General features: G+C 67.0%; 18 protein-coding genes and 1 pseudogene. 9 read left to right on the plus strand and 10 right to left on the minus strand.

From position 1 onward, the window contains the following. Positions 1–272: 272 nt before the first annotated feature. The 5 genes from J8N05_RS45445 to J8N05_RS45465 form a co-directional block, all read right to left on the minus strand. Complete coding sequence (locus J8N05_RS45445) at positions 273–770, minus strand: NUDIX domain-containing protein (RefSeq protein ID WP_210893760.1); 498 nt, start codon at positions 768–770, stop codon at positions 273–275. Further along, positions 767–2029 carry an MAB_1171c family putative transporter gene (locus J8N05_RS45450; protein ID WP_210893762.1) on the minus strand — a complete coding sequence of 421 codons (1263 nt, stop codon included), beginning with the start codon at positions 2027–2029 and terminating at the stop codon, positions 767–769. Before J8N05_RS45450 ends, J8N05_RS45445 begins: the two co-directional genes overlap by 4 nt. Then, a complete protein-coding gene (locus tag J8N05_RS45455) occupies positions 2026–2574 on the minus strand; it encodes a toxin (protein ID WP_210893764.1) in 549 nt (182 codons plus the stop codon). Before J8N05_RS45455 ends, J8N05_RS45450 begins: the two co-directional genes overlap by 4 nt. Positions 2575–2661: 87 nt before the next feature. After that, positions 2662–3129 (minus strand): hypothetical protein, encoded by a 468-nt coding sequence (locus tag J8N05_RS45460; protein ID WP_210893766.1) that lies wholly within the window; start codon positions 3127–3129, stop codon positions 2662–2664. A gap of 561 nt (positions 3130–3690) precedes the next feature. Further along, positions 3691–3891: a hypothetical protein gene (locus J8N05_RS45465; protein WP_210893768.1), complete on the minus strand. Its 201-nt coding sequence runs from the start codon at positions 3889–3891 to the stop codon at positions 3691–3693. A gap of 175 nt (positions 3892–4066) precedes the next feature. On the opposite strand from J8N05_RS45465, the pseudogene J8N05_RS47770 reads away from it, so the two are divergent. The 5 genes and pseudogenes from J8N05_RS47770 to J8N05_RS47775 all read left to right on the plus strand — a co-directional run. Continuing rightward, a pseudogene (locus J8N05_RS47770) lies at positions 4067–4192 on the plus strand (IS5/IS1182 family transposase); the annotation flags it as partial. Between the two features lie 1110 nt (positions 4193–5302). Further along, complete coding sequence (locus J8N05_RS45470; protein ID WP_210893770.1) at positions 5303–6205, plus strand: helix-turn-helix domain-containing protein; 903 nt, start codon at positions 5303–5305, stop codon at positions 6203–6205. Between the two features lie 6 nt (positions 6206–6211). Beyond that, positions 6212–6919 (plus strand): zinc finger domain-containing protein, encoded by a 708-nt coding sequence (locus J8N05_RS45475; RefSeq protein WP_210893772.1) that lies wholly within the window; start codon positions 6212–6214, stop codon positions 6917–6919. A 159-nt stretch (positions 6920–7078) separates the two neighbouring features. Beyond that, complete coding sequence (locus J8N05_RS45480) at positions 7079–7732, plus strand: WhiB family transcriptional regulator (RefSeq protein ID WP_210893774.1); 654 nt, start codon at positions 7079–7081, stop codon at positions 7730–7732. Beyond that, positions 7717–9705, plus strand: a complete 1989-nt coding sequence (locus J8N05_RS47775; protein ID WP_407700013.1) for a hypothetical protein — start codon at positions 7717–7719, stop codon at positions 9703–9705. Before J8N05_RS45480 ends, J8N05_RS47775 begins: the two co-directional genes overlap by 16 nt. 481 nt (positions 9706–10186) lie before the next feature. On the opposite strand, the gene J8N05_RS48340 is transcribed toward J8N05_RS47775, so the two are convergent. Next, a protein-coding gene (locus J8N05_RS48340) for an IS630 family transposase (RefSeq protein WP_456339990.1) occupies positions 10187–11280 on the minus strand; the annotation gives its coding sequence in 2 pieces (ribosomal slippage) (positions 10187–10816 and positions 10819–11280; 1092 coding nt in all). A gap of 89 nt (positions 11281–11369) precedes the next feature. Between J8N05_RS48340 and J8N05_RS48270 the strand changes: the two genes are divergently transcribed. The 4 genes from J8N05_RS48270 to J8N05_RS45520 all read left to right on the plus strand — a co-directional run bounded on the left by J8N05_RS48270 (position 11370) and on the right by J8N05_RS45520 (position 15034). After that, positions 11370–12017, plus strand: a complete 648-nt coding sequence (locus J8N05_RS48270; protein ID WP_210893778.1) for a MobC family plasmid mobilization relaxosome protein — start codon at positions 11370–11372, stop codon at positions 12015–12017. Continuing rightward, complete coding sequence (locus tag J8N05_RS45510) at positions 12014–13735, plus strand: relaxase/mobilization nuclease domain-containing protein (RefSeq protein ID WP_210893780.1); 1722 nt, start codon at positions 12014–12016, stop codon at positions 13733–13735. Before J8N05_RS48270 ends, J8N05_RS45510 begins: the two co-directional genes overlap by 4 nt. 193 nt (positions 13736–13928) lie before the next feature. Continuing rightward, on the plus strand, positions 13929–14267 hold the full coding sequence (locus J8N05_RS45515; RefSeq protein ID WP_247707029.1) for a hypothetical protein: 339 nt from the start codon (positions 13929–13931) through the stop codon (positions 14265–14267). Between the two features lie 77 nt (positions 14268–14344). Then, positions 14345–15034, plus strand: a complete 690-nt coding sequence (locus J8N05_RS45520; protein ID WP_210893782.1) for a hypothetical protein — start codon at positions 14345–14347, stop codon at positions 15032–15034. A 108-nt stretch (positions 15035–15142) separates the two neighbouring features. Here J8N05_RS45520 and J8N05_RS45525 read toward each other — a convergent pair whose 3' ends face one another. The 4 genes from J8N05_RS45525 to J8N05_RS45540 all read right to left on the minus strand — a co-directional run bounded on the left by J8N05_RS45525 (position 15143) and on the right by J8N05_RS45540 (position 19182). Beyond that, positions 15143–15964, minus strand: coding sequence for a DUF317 domain-containing protein (locus J8N05_RS45525; protein WP_210893784.1), 822 nt, complete (start codon positions 15962–15964; stop codon positions 15143–15145). A gap of 12 nt (positions 15965–15976) precedes the next feature. Beyond that, positions 15977–16267 (minus strand): hypothetical protein, encoded by a 291-nt coding sequence (locus J8N05_RS45530; protein WP_210893785.1) that lies wholly within the window; start codon positions 16265–16267, stop codon positions 15977–15979. 1032 nt (positions 16268–17299) lie between these two features. Continuing rightward, on the minus strand, positions 17300–17875 hold the full coding sequence (locus tag J8N05_RS45535; RefSeq protein ID WP_210893787.1) for a GNAT family N-acetyltransferase: 576 nt from the start codon (positions 17873–17875) through the stop codon (positions 17300–17302). Beyond that, positions 17872–19182 carry a hypothetical protein gene (locus tag J8N05_RS45540; protein ID WP_210893790.1) on the minus strand — a complete coding sequence of 437 codons (1311 nt, stop codon included), beginning with the start codon at positions 19180–19182 and terminating at the stop codon, positions 17872–17874. Before J8N05_RS45540 ends, J8N05_RS45535 begins: the two co-directional genes overlap by 4 nt. Positions 19183–19466: the final 284 nt, after the last annotated feature.

The following is a 19466-nucleotide window of genomic DNA, read 5'->3' on the forward strand; positions in this document are numbered from 1 at the left end:
TTTAACGTCTGCGGTCGAACGCGGCCTCGAGCTTGCTGGACGTTCGGGTTGTGCGCCGGACGTGAGAGTGGCCTTCGTCTGATCCTGTGTTCCGTCACAGATGCACTTGACCAGTACGAAGGCCGTAGCGACGGGCGTACAGGTATGCATCGAATTGGCCGATACGAGGCCACACCCGCAGCCGCGGCGAGATCGAGGACCGCCTCGGTTCGATGTCGGTCGCCGTCGGCGATGAAACTGAGTGCTGGGCGGGTGGTTCGAGGGAAGCGGCGCTAATCGTGAGCGTCATGTCCGGCAGGTGTGCCAGCGGCCGGCCTTATTGTCCTGGCCTCCCTCGCGTCGTTATAACTGCTCAGAGCGCCGGGAGCGGTGAGGTAGCCATGGATACCTGCGGCCGAGTAGTCCATGACGGGGTGCGGCAGGCCGGTAAGGGGGAACCAGCGTACGGCCGCGCATTTGTCAGGCTCGCGGTTTCGTAGGGCCCCTTGCCAGGTGCGCGCCTCGAAGAACACGCCGAGGTGGTCGGTAGCACCATGCCGCATATGGACCGTTTGAGCGACGGCGAGGTCGCCGGCATCGATAGTGATGCCGAGTTCTTCGGTGGCCTCGCGTACGGCAGCTTCGGCCAGCGTCTCGCCGGGGTGGACCTTGCCGCAGGGCGCGGCCCACTGGCCGCTGCCGTAGATATCGCCAGCCCGCAAGGCAAGGAGGATCTCCGAGCCCTGGCGGAGGATGACGTGAACGTCGAGGTCGGCTGTCGCGGTGGTCATGAGGCGGCCGGCTGCGGGGCCGACGACAGTTCCGCAGCAGCGCCGCCAGCGGTGCGGTAGTGCGTGGAGACCTGCTGAAGCCAGGGCACTTCGCTGTCGAAGTTGCCGCCGGAGGCGGAGGAGAAGTCGGCTTGTGTAGGAGCGGGCGAGGTGCTTCGGGCTTTGAGTGCGAGTGCGGTACGGATCCAGTAGGCCTCAGCGACGGCAGCTATGTCCGTGTCGGTGGCTTCCCGTGCGGCGTGATCGCGGGCGTACTGCTGGGCTTGGTCGAGGAGATCGGCTGGGGCGTAGTACTGGAGTTCAGCGATGGCGTCTCGGATCTCGGTGACGTACCGAGCCAGGCGATCATTGGCGGACTGGTCCAAACGGAATATGTCGTGGAGGCGGTCGGCGGTGGCTCCGAGCTTGGACCGAGTCGGCTTGAGCATGATCGGGCCGGGGAAAGCGACGGCCAGGTCACGCCACAACGGGTGCAGGCGGGCGAGCGCAGTGAGGGCGCGAACATGGTCGACGAGCGCACGCGACGCAGGAACGGTGAGGCCGAGCAGCAGCAGCGGGAACAGCGCGGTTTGCAGGGGCTCGGTGATGCTCTCCTGAAGGTCTGCGATCTGATCGGTAGGGGTGGCTACCGTGACGTAGAAGACGTACGCGGTGCGGATCAGGGCGTAGAGGACGGCCAGGCCCATGGAGGTGCACATCATGCCGAGCGCAACACGCATGAGCCGGTTCGTGGTTCGGCGGACGGCACTGCCCCACTGGTAAGCGGCGACTGCTGCGGCGCCGCTCATGTAGAGGTACACAAGCGACATGTAGACCGTCATGCCGATCTCGCCGGCGTGACCGGTGACAAAGTGTTCGGTCGGTTTACCACGGTCGATGGTGAATGCGAACAGCAAGATAAGGCAGGCGATAGTGACGAGGGCCGCCTTCAGTGCGACCTTTGACGCAATGCGGGAGACGCGTACGTACCGCTCACCCGAAGCCTCGTCCTGGCTGCCGTACATGGCGAGGACGTAGCTGAGTAGCGAGTAGATCCCGCCGATCGCGATGACGTGCTTGACGATGCTCGACAGGTCGTTGATACCGCTGTGGTCCATGCCGTAGTCGACCAGCGGCGTCTTCAGCGTCCAGACCGCCGCGAAGGCGATGACCATACCCCATAGGGCACGGCGGCGGTGGTCGCCCCAGAGCGCTGAGGACAGACGCCAGAAGGCGGATAACCAGAACAGGAGTGCGACGACATACGGGGCGATACTCATTGGTTCTTCCTTCTTTTTCGGCGGGCGAACGGGTGGGACAGACTGGCTTCTAAGCGGCCGACCAGGTCGTCGGTGGCTCGGTTCTGGCGCGCGGCAAGATCGCGGATGATGTTGGCGCAAACCTCCGTGGCGAGTTCCTGTTCGGACTCGTACGTGGTGCGCGCTGCGATGGGGATATCGCGGGTGAAGCGTCTGATCAGGTTGGTACCCACGTGTGGGGTCATCCGCTGGAACTCCACGGGGCTGATGGTGCCGCCGTGGTCGAACCACTCGTGGACGAGTTCGTGCAGAATGACGTGCTCTTGGTGGTACTGGGTGCTGCGCAGGGGAAACAGAACCAGGCTTGCCCCGTTGGCCATCTTCACGCGGAGCCCGCATGCCGATCCGGGCGCGGTGAGCTCTGGCGGCATGGGCCGTAATAGGATCCGGCGGTCGAGCTGCCCTTCCATCGCTCGGATCAGAGCGGGGATGCTGAAGGGCTGAGGGATGGGGAAGCCGTCGAGGTCTTCTACAAGCTGTTTGCGCAGCCGGCGCAGGGAAGACATTAGGCACCTCGGGTGGGAGAGCGCGGGGTCTTTGCCCGCTCAGGAACGCTTCTCGGGACGCAGGTCAACAGCAGGGCGCTTCACGCGCTACGACGGCGGTGTGTCGTCGGACAGTTCGGCTGCCACGTCGTTGAGATAGGCGAGAAGGTCAGCCGACAGGCCGCTGGTGACTCCACGGCCGGCGAGACCCTGCACATCGCCGCGGTGCACTGCGCGCAGGAAGTTGAGCGACTCGAAGACTCGTTTCACGACCTCGTGCTGCGGCTTGAAGAACAGCGGGTCAACGTCGAAGAACTCCGCGACGGCGTTGATGATGGGCTGTCCGGGAACGTACGGCCCCGAGGTGCTCCCATCGATGGCACCGGACCGCATCTTGCCCATGGTGGCGTGCGAGACAACCGTGCGCCGGTGAAAGCCGTTGATGGCCGCCGCGACAGCACGGTCGGAGGCTCTGTCACCCCAGGGCGCTTCACCCGGCGCGAAGGCGTTGTCGATCAAATATTCCATCTTCTCGGCCAGGGTCTGCGGCTCTTGCTCGGGTTCCCGACCATCCATTGCGCTCCCCACGGATAGATCACGGTCCGCCAGACATCGCGCAAGGCAGGACCGTGTAGGCGCCAACCCACCTCCGGCGTAGGCGACTTGCGAGCACGAGGAGTCGTGCAACGGCGCAGGTCGGGTGACGGTGCCCGGCAAGCGGGTGGTGCACGTTAGCTAGTTGCGCGATCACTCTACGCCACTGTTAAATCAATTTTCCACATGGGAATGGGCAGCACGCATATGCCTCACTCGGCTCCCCTGCCGCAGCACTAGAGAGGAACTCACTTGCCTACAGGCCTACTTGGCGCAGACGCCGACCGCCACCTCGCGGCGAACACGACGTCCAGGTGCGACCCCTCGAAGCGGCAACGTCACTCGCATGCGGCCGGAAGCCTCATCCCACGCTCCCGCCCCTCGGCACGCTCACCACTACCGAACCACGCTCGATCACGCGCCATCCGACAGGACGGAACGACTGTGGCGACCCCCGACGCCACGCCCCTGCCCTCCACCCTGCGGACAACTGCAGCCGGGACGACACCCACCGCGCCTCACATTCTCGGCATGGAGAACTTCCTAGAATTCCGGATCGGCCCCGAACACGGGGCCGCCGACACCATGCGCCGTTCGGACCGGTTCGCTGCCATGAAGCTGCCGGCACTGCTCACCGATGCGCCCAATGCCAACGTTGTCGAGGAGAAGGCTCTCGCCGTATTGACCTGGCGCGTCGACGTCACCGCACCGCACCGGCATCGACTGAGTGGCCAGATTTCGCACGGCGGGATTCCCTTCCTGATCACTATCGGAGAGATGAATCAACCACTACCTGACTCGGAGGAGGCTTGTTCCTCGTGCCCCGCCTCACTGCCGAGATCGGGCAGTACCGCGGAGACGAAGCCGGGCACGCGACCTGGGCACACGTGCCGGTCCGGTCAAGGGTCCAAAGCTTTCGGTCGAGTACGTCTTAGCCCGTAAGAACAACTGGAGGTTCCTCCGTGACTGCCGCCTCAGAGACGACGGCGTCCAGCGCGCCATGCTCGGTATCGCACGATTGCGCAACCTCGCCCTCGCCGGATAGCCACTCGCCGTACAGCAGCTCACCATGCCCGAAGCCACTCAGAGATCATTTACGAGACAACCCTTTAGCCGCTGGTCCTCAGGGAAGCCCAGGAGACGGCCGATGACGCCAATCGGCAGCGGGTATGCCAGGTGTATGCGAGGGGCCATGAAATCCGGCGAGACCACTCGCCGCAGACACCGATGGTGGCCAGCGGATGCGGTGATTTTGCTGTTTACTGCCGTCCGCAACTGGAGCGGCCAGGCTTCAACAGTGTCCGCTCAGGAAAGCTAGTGGCGCTTGCGATCCTTGAAGACATCGGGATTCGTCGAGAGCATCTTGACGAGGTGGCATCGGACACCCCACACCTTCCCTCGAAAGGTCGAATTGGGTGACCGGTCCCCGTAGGAGGAGTTCATCGTTCTCGCCATGGTGGCCGAGCCTGACGGGCAGGTATTTGAGTGGCTGGGTAGGCCGAGGCCCGCAGCGCCAGTCCCATCCGAATTTTGCAATGCGCGTCATGAATGCCGGTTTGGCTGGCGATCTTCATCTACCGTGCGCACGCGTTTGGCCAGCCAACTCCCTGACGCTCTCGTTGCGGCAGCGCCGGGCGAGTGAATCCCTCCCCTGCGCTTCCTAGCATGTAGAGGCGTTAAGAACTGTCTCGCGACTCTCTGCGCTCTCGCACCCGCAGCTCACACGACTTCTACAGAGTTTGAGAACTAAGTCTGGACCTTGGTAGAGAGCCGTGCGTATGTTCGTCGTCCCCCGCCAGGCAGGCCGTCTGCGCGAACAAGCAGAAAACCAGGAAAACGCCAGCCTGCATAAGCCCAGCAGTACATAAGGTGCCGGTGCCCGAAAGCAGCAACTTTCGGGCACCGACCCCTGAATGGCATGCCGCCCCGGCAAGGGCGGACATCGCCACCATCACCACGCTGATCCCTTCCACGGGGCGTCTCAGCGTGGCAACACCGAAGGAGATCCTCGCATGCCTCCTAGCCTACGCAGAAGACCCATATGTTTCGTCTGGGCGGCAGTCATCTCCGTCTCGGCGCCTTTGCGCACTGGGCCTAAGCACACCCCACCCGCTGCGATGCACCAACAGTCTCGCCGCGTTACTGGGAGCGGCCGATGAGTAGCGAAGCCCGCGAGTGGGTCTGGGAGCACAGCTCCAGCCGAGGGGCAGCGCGACTGGTCCTGCTGTCGATCGCCGACCGGGTGGCCGACGACCAGTGCATCTCCTGGGCTTCGCTGACCAGCCTGGCCAAGCGTACGCGTGCCTCGGTCTCTACGGTGCGCGAAGCCATCGAACGGCTGCTCGTCGCTGGCGAACTCGAACAGCTTGACGACCTGGTAGGCCCGCAGCGCAGCACCGTCTACCGCCTGCCCCTTGCCGCCGAAGCAGCCGCGCAGGCCAGGCGAGAACAGCAGCGGGAGAAGGTGGAGGACGGCAACGCAGTGGTGTCCGACGAGCCCGTCGGGCCTGTGAGGATCCGACTCTCGGCTCTGCGGAGGTACGGAATCGGCCCGCGTGAGGTGCCGGAATCCCCTACGAGGGTCCGGGATCCGGCAGTACCGGAAACCGGCAGGTCCAGAAGGAAACCGGCACAGCGACGTATCGGCCACCGGCATAGCGATGTACCGGTCACCGGCATACAGAACCGTAGTGAACCTGATTTGAACCGGAGGTACAGCAGTGGTGGCGCTGCCGTCATCTCAGCCGCCGAGTGGCAGGTCGACCCAGCAACCCACGCTTGGGCCCGCCAGCACGGGCACCTCGACCGCCTCGGCGAGCAGGGTCTGCAGGCCGCCGACGCGAAGTGGCGTGCCCACCGGGCTGGTCACACGCCGAAATCGGCGGATGCCTGGGCTACCGACTGGTGCTCCTGGATCGCCCGAGAGCACGCCCCCAGGCGCCCGAACCTCTACGCCGTGCCCGGAAAGAACACCGCCGCGCCCGGAGGCATGACGCGGGTGGAGGCCCACACCGCCGCCCTCCTGGCCGCCCTCGACGAGCCGACCGGAACGGAGTAGCCACCCATGGATCGCCGCGAAATCGCCGCCCTGCTGGCCTACATCGGCCGCCTCGACCCCCGCACCATACGCACCGATCAGGGCGAAGCCCGCGACCAGCTCGCCCAGTGGCACGAGCTGATCGGCGACGTGCCGATGACCACCCAGCACGGCTGGGATGCCCGCGTCGCCGCCCGACAGCACATCCGCACCTCGCCGTACCAGATGCTGCCCGCGGACATCGCCCGGCCCTGGGAGAACTACCGGCATGACCGGCTGGCCCGGCATACCGACCCCACGCCGTCCGCCGATCCGGACGACCAGGCCGCCTGGACCGCCGAACTCCTCGGCACCCGCCGTGCGGTCGCCGCCGGCACCGCACAACCCGCCCAGGCACGGGCGATCACCAGCGGTCGCAACGGCATCGACCCCCGGCTGAAGGCGCGGCTGAATGAGATCGGCTCCTGTATACCGCCCGCCGCCCGCGCAGCACTGGCCCCACACCGGCCTGCCCGCGCAGCCCGTGAAGCCGCCATCGCGCAGGGCCTGCCCGACGCCCTGAGTGTCCGCTGCGAGTGGTGCCAGGCCCCGGCCGGTGAGCCGTGCCGCCGCCGTCGGATCGGCCCCGACGCCAACGTTCGCATCACCGCCCCGCGGGCCACTCCACACCCCGGCCGCCTCGACCTCGCCACCGCCCGACAGCCGGATCGGGCCCAGCAGTCCACGCGGACCTGACCAGCGCAACCAGCCGTCGTGCGTCCTGCGGAGAACCCGCTCCACATCACACTCCCGCTCCGGATGCGGGCACGCCTGATGCCGCATCTGACCCAAGCCGGGTCCCGACTTCCGCCTCGCACCGCACAGTGCGGTCTGGCAGCACATTCGGAGATTGCATTGCGTCACATCACCGCGCACGAGAAACCGAACACCGGTCTGCGGAGCATCGCCGGCACCAGTTGGCACACCCGCGCAGCGTGCCACGGCATGGACTTCGAGGACGCCGACGCCGTGTTCTTCCCCCTCCCCCGGGACCATGAGGCCATCGCCGAAGCGAAGGAGCTGTGCGGCTGGTGCCCCGTGCGTGGCGACTGCTTCGACTTCGCCCTGGAAAACGGCCTCAAAGAAGGCATCTGGGGCGGGCTCACGGAGGCCGAGCGTCGACCGTGGCACGAGGGGCTGTCCCAGCGCATCGACTACCAGCGTGTGACGGCTTTCTTCAACGGACGCGACGTGCATCTGACCAAGGCCGAAAGACAGGTCGTCATCGACCACGCCTACGTCCGCGGCTGGCGTCCCGACCGGCTCGCCGGCGCCCTGCAGATCAGCCACAAACACGCCCGTGACCTGCTTCGGAAGGCCGCCAACAGAGTCTTCGACCGCGACCGCACCTACGGCGTGCCACGGCCTAAGAACCAGCGAAAGAAGGCTGGCCCAAACAAAGCCGGTTCCGCTCCCGCTAAACCCGGCACACGGCAGCCGGTGTCCCGCCCAGCGGCGTCGGCATCGACGCCTGCGTCTCTCGGAAAGGCCGAATGCCCAACCTCATGATCCTCGGTGCCACTCCGAACCTGCCTTTCCTCCTCACCGTCGGCGTGACCGGCACCCTCGCTCTGGTGCTGACGACCTGGGCGGTGCGGCGTCGGAGCATCCGCCCGCGGAAACATCCAACCAACTCGGCGGTGAAGGTCGCTGCACTCGCAGCCCTTGGTTGCACCGCCTACAGCGCCGACACCTCATGGCGTTTCGCCGCCGACTATCTCAACATGGCCGGCACCGCAGAACGTATCGGCATGTTCGCAGCAGCCGAACTCGCTCTCTTCGCGACCGCGCTGATGGCCCGTCAGAACCTGGCTGTGCAAGGATCCCCCGGTCTCCCCGGCACCCTGGTCTGGGCAATCACCGGCGTGCAGATCATCCCCGCCTACGCCGAGAGCGGTCTCATCGGCGGTACCGTCCGCGCCGTCGTCGGCCCGGTGATGGCGGCGATGCTGTGGCACCAGGCCATGGGCATCGAGCTGCGCCTGCGCACCCCCGGCGCCGCTTCCCATGGCCTGCTCGCCGTCCTGGGACGAGAGGCGCGCGAGCGACTGCTGTCCCGCCTGGGTATCGCTACACGCGACCGGGACGCCGCGCAGATCACCAGGGACCGGGCGACCATCCACGCCGTCACGCTGGCCGCCCGCCTTGCCGAGCGCACGTCCGAGCAGCAGCACAACTGGCGCGGACGGCGGCTGTCCCGGCGGCTGTCGAAGGCAGTCGGCAGGGCCTCGGTCGGCACGGATCCTGCGCAACGGGCGCAGTTGCTCGACCAGCTCGCCGCGCGTCGGCATGCACTCGCGCTCGCCACGGTTGCGCTTCCCTCTCCCTGGTCCCCGGTCCCCGGCGCCCCCAGGGCAGCGACGATCCCCTCGCCAAAGACCTCGGAAACTCCAGCTCACGGAGCCGGTTCTCTCAGTCCCGGCAAGGTAACCGGGCACCGCAGACCGCTCCCGCCGAAGGAGCCTGTCCCTGAGAACGAGGGGACCACCGTTCCGGGAGGCATGGCAGCGCACGGTGACGACACAGTACGCGGAACGGGGACCAGGGCTACGGACATGGAGGCTGCTAAGCAGGACACCAGCAACGCTGGGACGAGTCCCCCTACGCGAGAAGTTCCTGCTAAGAGCCTCGAACCGCATCGGGGCACGGGGACCGGCACGGGGACCGGCACGGGGACCGGCACGGGGACCGGCACGGGGACCGGCACGGGGACCGGCACGGGGACCGGCACGGGGACCGGCACGGGGACCGGCACGGGGCCCGGCACGGGGACCGGCACGGGGACCGGCACGGGGACCGGCACGGGGACCGGCACGGGGACCGGCACGGGGACCGGCACGGGGACCGGCACGGGGACCGGCACGGGGACCGGCACGGGGACCGGCACGGGGACCGGCACGGGGACCGGCACGGGGACCGGCACGGGGACCGGCACGGGGACCGGCACGGGGACCGGCACGGGGACCGGCACGGGGACCGGCACGGGGACCGGCACGGGGACCGGCACGGGGACCGGCACGGGGACCGGCACGGGGACCGGCACGGGGACCGGCACGGGGACCGGCACGGGGACCGGCACGGGGACCGGCACGGGGACCGGCACGGGGACCGGCACGGGGACCGGCACGGGGACCGGCACGGGGACCGGCACGGGGACCGGCACGGGGACCGGCACGGGGACCGGCACGGGGACCGGCACGGGGACCGGCACGGGGCAGCAAAACGGCTATCAGACCAGCATCCCACAGATGCGGCGCCGGCCGCGCGAGCCGGAGCAGTCGGTGGAGCAGCTCATCCAGAAGGTCCGTCCCCATGTTCCCGCCGTGCTTGAACGAGACGGTAATGAGTCCATCACCCGGGTCCAGCTACGGGAGATTCTCCGCCGCGAAAACTTGAAAGGGGGCCGGAACGACCGTCTGAGTCTCGTTCTCCAGGGGCTGCGAAGTAACGCCACCACGACGACAAGGAGCACCGCGCGTTGAAGACCTGCCGCCGGTTCAATACCGTCCGTTCACGGTACGAGCGGGAGCTCCGTTTCATGCTCGCTCACTCCGATCCGCACAAAGGCAAGCCGGCAGCGAGTTGAGCGCGAAGCGGGCCGTTTCGACGAAGCAGCAGATGGCTCGGGTTCTGAGCCGTCACGTCGAGTGCTGCCTCGAATGCGGCTGAACTGCCCAGCGCCGCAGTCCGGCGCTTCTATCTGTACCGGGTGCCTGACTTCCGCAGCGGGCCTCATCTCAACTCAAGGAGACAAAACTTGATGGAGCGTCCTGAGCGCTTTACCAGTCCACGGCTGCCGAGGCCGGTGTCTGGACGGACGTCCTGATCCGCCGGCGACTGCAACACGTTGCCGTCCTCGCGCCGACCGGCCAGTGCTTTGTCGAGGGGCCCGAAAGGTCTGTCCGTGTCTTTCCGGAACTGGCTGACGTAGACGCGCCTCCTGCCATTATCCAGCGCCGCGTCCTACTGATCTCTTCGGGATGTTGTCGGGTGGTGGGTCAGCTGTAGTCCGGTGCCGGTGAGGCAGCCGTCGATCAGGTGTGGGCGGTGTTGGATGTGTCGCAGGCCGCGGCGGAGGGTGCGTTCGAGGTGGTCGTCGTCGGTGAAGGCGATGTTGGCCAGCGGGCCGCGCCGCAGCAGTGACCACACGCCTTCCACCGGGTTGAGGTCCGGTGCATAGGAAGGCAGTTGCACGATGGTGAGCCAGTCGTGGGCGGCGGCGTACTGGCGCATTCCGGCAGCTCGGTGGGTGTTGAGATTGTCCCAGATGAGGACGATGGGGGCCTTGAGCTGGATGTGGGCGCGGACGATCAGGTCGCGGTAATCGGTCCAGGCGAAGCTGTTGCGTCCCACACCGCGGTACTTGTGGTGCCGGCGGGGCCGGTAGATCAGTCGGGAGGACTCGCCGGGCCGGTAGCAGCACAGGGCGGCGATCGAGTAGCGGCGCCAGGACCGGCCGCGCGCCCGCACCAGCGGTGTCTGCCCGCGTCGGCCCCAGGTCCGAGCCCGTGCCGCAGTCATCCCGAACCCGGCTTCGTCTTCGAAGACGATGAACGCCCCCAGCTCCGCCGCGGTCATTCCGCCTGCGGCCACACGTCCTTCTTCCACAACCCGACAGCGTCCTCGTCTCGTTCCAGAGCCCGGCGGGTGGGCGACTGCCAGGACCAGCCGTGCCGGTGCATCAACCGCCACACCGCCGCCGCCGAGACGTCCAGCTGGAACCGCCATGAGATCAGTGCCCGGATTCTTGCCAGGGTCCAGCGCTGGTCCTCCCAGCCGTGCTCGGCCGGGCCCCGGGCCAGCTCTTTCTCGAGTTCGGTGAACCGGTCATCACTGAGCTTGGGCAGTTTCGGCGCTCCCGCAGATGCGAGCGCGGCCCTGCCGCCCTCACGCCAGGCCCGCCGCCAGCGCTCCACCGACCGCTCGCTCACCCGCAGGTCCTTCGCAATGGCCGCATTTCTCTCGCCCTGCTCGAACCGATCACCGGCCTCGAACCGGATCTGTTCCCTGAACTGCCGCCGCTCGGCGGTCAGCCCGCCGCCCTGCGCATACCTCATACCACCGGCCTACCGCAGGGATCACCCCCCGTCAGCCCCTCCGACAACACCCCGAATAGATCAGTAACCACAATGAGGTCAGAATCTCGATGACGAACCCGCCCGAACACGGCTCCACCCCGAGACCCGCTCCCGACTCCACCTCGGTCCCGGGGCGAGCAAGTTATCGGCCAAGACACTCTTCCCCGGTGGGGAAGGCGTCTTGGCCGGAGCCCGCCCCTGGGGTGGCGGGAGCGGTCCAGCACCGGGGGGCGCTGGACCGGGAGGCAGTAACCGAAAGAGGATCGCAGCCACAGGAGCCGAGACCCCGCGAGCGCCGCGCCACGAAGAAGCCCTCGCGCAAGCGCTCGCCGAAGCCACCTGCCCACAAACGCACCTACGTATGCAGCGTTCGCTTGAACGACTCCGAGAAGAAAAGACTCGTCGCCGCCGCGACCACCGCACGTACCACCCTGCCCGCCTTCCTCGCCCGCAGCGGCCTCGCTGCCGCTCACGACCTCGACGCGACCACCGCCGCCATTGCCAGCCACCGTGAACTCGTCGCCGAACTGTTCGCCGCCCGTCGCCATCTCGGCCATGTCGGCAACAACCTCAACCAGGTCACGCGCGCGATCAACGCCGGCGCTCACCCGCCCGAACTGGACGCCGTCATCGCCGCCACCCGGCGCGCTGTCCAGCGCGTCCAGCGCGCCACCGACCAGCTCCTCCAGCAGGACCAGGACGCAGCACCGGCATGATCCCGAGGATCCACAAACGCGGGCAACGCACCCTCGGACTCCTGTACTACCTCTACGGGCCAGGCAAGTTCGAGGAGCACACCGACCCCCACCTCGTCGCATCCTGGGACAGCAACGCTCTCGATCCCGGCCGCGACCAGAACGCCACGCTCAAACAGCTCCAGCAGCTACTCGACCAGCCTCTGGAGAACATCGATGCATCCGAGCGGCCGAAGAAGCACGTCTGGCATGTGTCCGTACGCAACGCCGCCGAAGACCGCATCCTGGACGACCAGGAGTGGGGCGACATCGCCCGCCGCATGGTCACCGCTGCGGGTATCGACGACCCCGAGCAGGGGGCAGGATGCCGCTGGGTGGCCGTCCGTCACGCCGACGACCACATCCACATCATCGCCACGCTTGTCCGTGAGGACGGCTACAAGCCTGACCTCCACAACGACGCCGCCCGGGTCCAGGCCCAGGCCCGCACGCTCGAAGCCGAACTGGGCCTGCGCCAGCTCAACAAGGGCGACAAAACCGCAGCGCAGCGCCCGACCAGTGCGGAGCGCCACAAGGCCAAGCGCCTGGGCCGGCAGCGCACTGCGCGGGAGGAGCTGCGCGAGACGGTGCGGCATGCGGTGGCCGGAACATCCGGCGAGGTGGAGTTCTTCGGCCGACTGGCCGCCGCCGGCCTCCTTGTCCGCAAGCGAGCCGCTCCCTCCGGCGACCTGCTCGGCTACAAGGTCGCTCTGCCTGAGGACCGCAACAAGGACGGAGAGCCGGTGTTCTACCCCGGCGCCCGCCTCGCCCCCGACCTCTCTCTGCCCCGTATCCGGGAGCGCTGGTCCACCAGCGCCCTCGAACAGCCCTCGGCCGTCCCCGCGGGGGCCTCGCCTGCGGCAGGGGGTGGCCCGGCCGGCGCCCGGCGACGCACGACTTCGGCCGCGTGGCAGGCGGTGCTGATCGTCGACCATGGCCCGGATGCGGTCGCCGCCGCGCACATCGCCGCGGCCGGCGAGGTCTTGGACGCCCTCGCCCTGACTTCGGCCGCCCACACTTGGCACTCGCTGCGCGAAGCTGCCGCCGTCTTCGAGCGCGCCTCCCGCTCCCACGTCCGGGCCGAGCGCGGCCACGACCGGGGGCTGCGGCAGGCAGCCCGCGACCTCCTTCACAGCGGTCCCGCGCTGGACCGCGGCGAGGACGGCGCAACCACCGCCATGGTCATCGACATGCTGTTCTTCCTCGTCACCGCAATCGGCCACTGGCACGCCAAGAAAAGCCACGCCCAGCAGGCCGCCGCCGCCCATCAGGCAGCCCAACACCTGCGCACCGCCTACCAATCCGCCAGCACCCCTCCTCTCAGTGCCCTCCACCAGCATGGTCGGCATCTGAGCCGCCTCCTGCTACAACGGCAAGCCACACTGCTGCACGAAACGCTGCCGGATCTGGCTGAACAGGTCATCGCCGAACCCGGCTGGTACGCACTCGCCGCCACCCTCGCCGACACCGAAGCAGCCGGACACGACCCGGCCGCCCTCCTGGCCCACGCCGCCAGCCGCCGGGAACTGGGCACCGCAGACTCCGTCAGCGACGTCCTCGTCTGGCGGCTACGCCGCACCGCCAATCTCCCCGCCGACACCAGCGACGCCATACCCGTCACGCCTAAGGCGCAGAGACCCAACCGCCGGGCAGCCGGACGACCACCCCGTCGGCCAACACCACGACGTGGGCATTCCTGACTGTGGAATTTGTGACTTGAAGACGTCTGAGACTCCGGGGCACGATCACGACGCGAGGAGGACAAGGCCGAGGAGGACCATGAGAGTGCTCAACCGGATGCGCCCCAGGAGCAACACAGACTTCACCGAGCACCTCCGCATGCACCAGCAGCTGCGGGGCAAACGGCCGGGCCAGGTGCCCGAGGAGTCGCAGATGTCGGCCGGGCACCAGAAAGTCGATCGACAGACGACCGTCGTCGACGATTTCCTCCCACCGGACCTACGCGTCCCCAGCCATGACCAGGTGGCCGGCCGGATGACGGCGTGGCCGTGGCCGCTCGTCCTCGACGAGCAGATGATCGCCTGCACCAAGTGCGGTACGTACCGGGACTGGCTCATCATCTCAAGCCGCGACCAGATCTGGCTGCGCTGCCGGGCTGGACACCAGCAACACGAGTCACGCCTCGACACCGCCTGGTACAACCGCAGCACCGGCCCCGCCGACGCGACTCACGCCACGTTCGAGGACTGCCTGCGTCACCTCGGGCGCTGACCACCACTCCTACGACCCCGCCGGGCCCCAGGGCTCGCACTGCCCAGCCCATGCCAAGCACAAGGGGTTAACTCCGCATGCGCGTTCGCATCGCCGCCATCCTCGGCACCACCGCCCTTGCCCTCGCCCTGCCCGCCTGCTCCCCCGGAGCCACCACCCAGCCCGCGACCACGGCACCAGTCGCCAGCCCTCGGCATCAGGGCGACGGCAGCACCAACCCTCCCTTGTCGTCGACCGCGTTGCGAGCACGGCTGCTTACGCGTCACGATCTCGGCGACGGCTACGTCCTCAAGCCCCAAAGCCCCACCAGGCACAGCGAGGTGACCGTCCTGGGCTGCCCGGCGCTGGACGAGCTGGGCGACGACACGGCCATGTTCGGCTCGCTCGGCTTTCCCCGGCAGGCGAAAGCCTCCTTCGTTTACGACGACGGCAGCGACGGCGAGCTGTCTGAGGAGTTGTACAGCGACACCAGCAAGAAGCTGTCCACCGGAGCCGGAAAGATCTTCGGTGCCATGACCGGCTGCTCCGCGTACCAGGTCCTCGTTGACGGCACCGCGATCGACGTCAGCACCCAGGAGCTGGCCGCGCCCCGGCTCGGCACCGAGCGGTGGAGCCAACTCCTGACCTTCACGACCGGCGGGCGGACAACCACGGTGAAACAGACGGCGATCCGCACGGACACCGTCCTCATGGTCCTCTCGGGCTCCCCGACCCTCGTCGAGTTCCACCTCGACAAAGCCCTCGCCAAGGTGACAGAACCCCGCTGACGCCCCGACCTGTACGCCGCATGCCCGTGGGGCCGGACCACCCCTCTACAGGGTGGTCCGGCCCCACGGGCATATATGAGGGCTGCCCACCCCGCCGTACGGCTGCTGTCAGGTAGCCGGGGCACGCAGGAGCCGCTCCCGCGTACTGTCGGGCAGCACACGGCGCAGGACCGGTACGGTCGAGCTGAGGAAGTCGGCGAACGCGGCAACGAGGTCGTGGGGCACGCTGGCGCTGAAAGAGGCCGCCCACAGGCAGCCCTCACCCGGCACCGGTTCGGACCATGCCTGCCAGCCGGCCAATCCCGGCTCATCCACCTCGCCGGTCAAGGTCCATGGATCGGCATCCTGGATGAGCGGCGGGATCTCACCGAGGCGGATGTGCGTGGCGAACGTCGGGTCGATCGCTGTCGTAGCAGGCTGGTCGATGTCGCGGATCCAGCCGCGCGAGCTGACCACGTCGAGCACCCGCCCAGGGTCACCGAGTGGAGTGGCGGGCTGCTCACGGGCATCGAGGGCGGTGAGAAAGTCGGCGAGGACTTCTCCGGGCAGGTCGGGAGTGAAGTAGGCGGACCACTGGGCAAGCGGGCTGCTCACGTCCTGGCGGGCGCTGACCTGCCAGGCGATCGGCAGGCCGCCAAGGTGGAACGGCTCGTCCGCCAAAACCCACTGCGCCCATCGCAGCCTGTCAGGGCTGAGGTGCAGCACGGTGCTGCGCAGGACCTGCCGGTCATCCGGATCCTCGTCCGGCTCCCGCCGTCCGCGGACGATCGTCAGGCTCGTCCAGCCGAGGCCAGCGAGCGTGTCGGCGACGGTGTCGCAGAGGCGTCCGTCATCACCGCTCAGATGACGAGGGCCGACCCAGTACATGCGCTGGGCCGGGTTCGGGAGGGACGGGCCGAGGGAAAAGTCGGTGTTCAGGGGCGCCTCCAAAGGCTGAGTGAGTCAATTGCCGCCGGCGCGGCGTCGAGGGCGGCGCGGGGGCGGCTGAACCGGGGACTGCCAGGCCAGCAGCACAGCCACCTCGGGCGGAAGATGCCCGAGCTGAGTTTCTGCGTCCCGGCCTTCAGCGAGATAGACGACCATTTGCCCCTCCTTGTCCGTGAACGGCACTACCTGTTCGAGGCGGTGAGCCATGGGGAAAAAGGGGTTCATGGCTTGCCGTACGGGAGCGGAACGGTCGCAGCCGGACAGAAAATCGATAAGCTCACCAACGGTCATTTCTTTATGTGTCACGGACATCTCCTTGAAGGGGTTACGGACAGGACAGCGATATTGCCTGCGCCAGCGAGTTCACCGCAGCAACAATATCGACCAGCGTGGTCACGCCGAAGAGCACCAGACAGCCATGTGCGCGGACCATGCCAGTGATGTGACGCCGTCGGCTCTGCGACGACCGGCGGGAACCAATCGAGGAAAAGCCTTTCTCTTTGCTACAGACACGATAATCGGCGCGGACGTCCTCAGTGAAGCTGGAACTGCCAGCAAAGAACCGACCCAAAAAATGGACCAAACAGCCCAAGTCGCCCCTCATGCAGGAATAGGCGCAGCAGATCAACGATGATGCCAAAATACTCGACTCACCGGAGCGTAAATCACGAAGCACCACCTATTTAACCGGAACTTCCTACAAGAAGACACCCACGTTGACATGCTGTCGAAGCGTTGGCCAGTCTTTCGGTGATTTTCCCTGTCTGCCTCCGGCGAAATACTGCCTCTACTCAGCTGTAGGTTCTCGAAAATCGTGCCACATTCTCTGCACTGACTAGATAGCAGCACCACTTATGGCGTCTCCATGAGACCCTAGTTCAGCAGGGCCCCTCATTCGGCCAGAGTGAAACCAACTTTCAACCTGCCGTATGCGGCACCGTTGGCCATTGGTTGCTATCGCCCCCGGGCGGCAAGATGCTACGGGCAGGGGCCGGGGCTTGTCGTCGGCGGAGGCAGTGCCTGCGTCCCATGCCAAGAGGTACGCACGCCGTGGATACTCCCGCCGTAGCAGTCAGCGTCCGCTTCCGCCACGCTCCAAGAGCCCGAAAGCGCGCCCGCGACCACTCGTCCACGGCTTCGGGAGCCTGAAGTGAGAAATCGGCGGGCTTCGTCGCGGTCCACGGGGCGCTGTCATTTGTCGGCGGCGCGGCAGCCGCCAGCGTGGGCCTCGACCGTGAGGTCGGATGGGGCACCTTTCAGGTCCAAGTACGCCTGACCTGGAGCCAGTACCGTGTGAGTCCCGGAGTTGCAGACTCCGGGACTCACGTATTTGGGGTGCTACGAGCCGAGGACATGACCCTTGCGTAGTTCGCGGACCATGCAGGTGTAGAGGGGAGCATCGGGCCACGGATGGGATGTGCCGATGGGCTGGTAGCCCCATGCGGTGTAGGCGGACTGCGCGGCGGTGGCTTCGGGCTCGGGCCGCACAGTTAGGGTGACCCGCTCGGCGCCGACTTCGTCGAGGAGCTGCGTGTGAAGACCGGCTGCGATACTGCGGCGGCGCCACGCCTTGCGTACCGCGAGTTCAATGATCACGAATGTGCGAAAGCCGGTCTCGTGCATGAACTCTTTGGGTAGTTTGACGTCTATGAGGTTGCGCCACCACCGAGTCTCGGCATCGAGGTAGTACCCGTAGGTGAAGCCGACGATCTCGGCACCGTCCTGGGCCAGGACGAGGCGCATGCCTGGCCTGGCGGCGTGTGTCCCGTAGTGCTCGATGAACTCGGCGACGTCTCGCGGTCCTTCGCTGTACGGGGGTTCTGCGTAGACCTCCTCGTACGCAGAAATAAACGTGTCAAGTTGGTCGGCTGCTTCGCCGTTGTTATACCGGTGGTACGAAATCGCGTTCGTCATGCTGCTGCCCTTTCCTCTACGTATTCCGCGAGGGCCTCGGAAGCCTCGCGGGCTGCGACAGCATCTTCGCTGTCGAGGCTCGCCCGCACCTCGCCGAGTCGGCGCAGGACACGGCCGGACTCGACCTCGTCGAGGTGGCCGAGGCTGCTGACGGCATGGTCGGCGCCTTCGTCGACCTCACCGGCGCCAATCAGGCTCCGGGAGAGTGTGAGCCGGTAGAGGGCGCGGTTGCGACCGTAGATGCGGTCCTGATGTTCGAGCGAGGCGCGCAGAAAGGAAACAGCACGGCCGTGGTGTCCGAGCTCGGCCCACATGAGGCCCTGGTGGTATTCGAGTTCGGCGTGCCCGTGGAAGGCAGCCCACTGAGGGCCAGGCCTGCCACCGCGGCCAGCGCGGTCCACCAATCTCATTGAGTCGGCGAGCTGCTGGCGGGCTGACGTCGCATCGTGCAGCACAGAGAGAGCACGGGCCCGCCGCGAGGCCATGACCGATTGCAGGATGGGTGAGTCAAAGGCAGCGGCGCGTTCCTGTGCAGCTCGGGCAAGGTCGTGTCCCTCTCGGGGACGGCCCTCGTAACTGGCCTGCAGACTCAGACCGGACATAACGAGGATCTCCAGCGACGAATCGCGGATCATCGCCGCCGTGGTGAGCGCTTCGCCCCAGTAGGCACGGGCCTGCGCTTGGCGGTCGCCGTCGTAGGCGAGCCATGCACAGTGCTCCGCGGTCTCCCCTGCAAGCAGATGCAGCTGCTTGCCGATCGTGTCGGGGTATCGGCCGGTGTTAATGACACGGCGCACCCGCCGCAGGTGCCGTTCCGCGAGACGGAAGACGTCCCCGCCGCCATACGCATTGTCGAGGTGGTAGAGCGAGCGCAGGCCCTCACGCAGTTCAAGCAGGTGCGGAGTGCCGACGGCGTCGGACCGGCCGGACGGTGCTCTCGTCAGTCCGGATTGCGGCAAACCGACAGACGCGGCGGCTCCAATCGAGTCGGCCAGAAAATCGCGTCGGCCCACAGTGAGATTCTCCTGAGTAATGCGGGGCGGGGCATAGCCCACCGCCACACCCGGTGGAGGGCCGGGTAACCCCAGCTCTTGCGGGCTCACTCCGAACATCGCGTGCAGGACGCGCCAAGAGCGCGCACGGGGGCCGGGAGGCTTCGGAAGACGCCACCGCCGGAACTGGCGTTCCGTCAACGTGACGGCCTCGCCGAGCACGTTCGCGGTCATGTCGAATGCTCGCAGGAAGTCCGTGGGCTTGTCCCAACCATGTGCTGAGCATGCGAGATCGAAGTTCGTCGGGTCGGTCACTTCGTGCCTCCGGTGCTACGTCGTATCCCGACGGTAGCGGTAATGAATCGTCACGAGTCCTTCCATGCGGAAAGTCCGGCCAAAAGTCCGGGGCGAAGTCCGGCGTCATCTCACTCACAGCGGTTGCCTTGAAGAGAGCGAGATCCAGCGATGGGAGTTCGAGCATGAACAGCAAACGAAGGCCCGCAGCGACGCAAGGTGACGCGGCCGAGGTCGAAGGTCCGGGACCAGTGTTGACGAGTGCAGTCCTCACCGCGACAGCCCTGTTCGGCAAAAGAGTCCGC

This window comes from Streptomyces liliiviolaceus (genome assembly GCF_018070025.1).
GTDB classification, from domain to species: domain Bacteria; phylum Actinomycetota; class Actinomycetes; order Streptomycetales; family Streptomycetaceae; genus Streptomyces; species Streptomyces liliiviolaceus.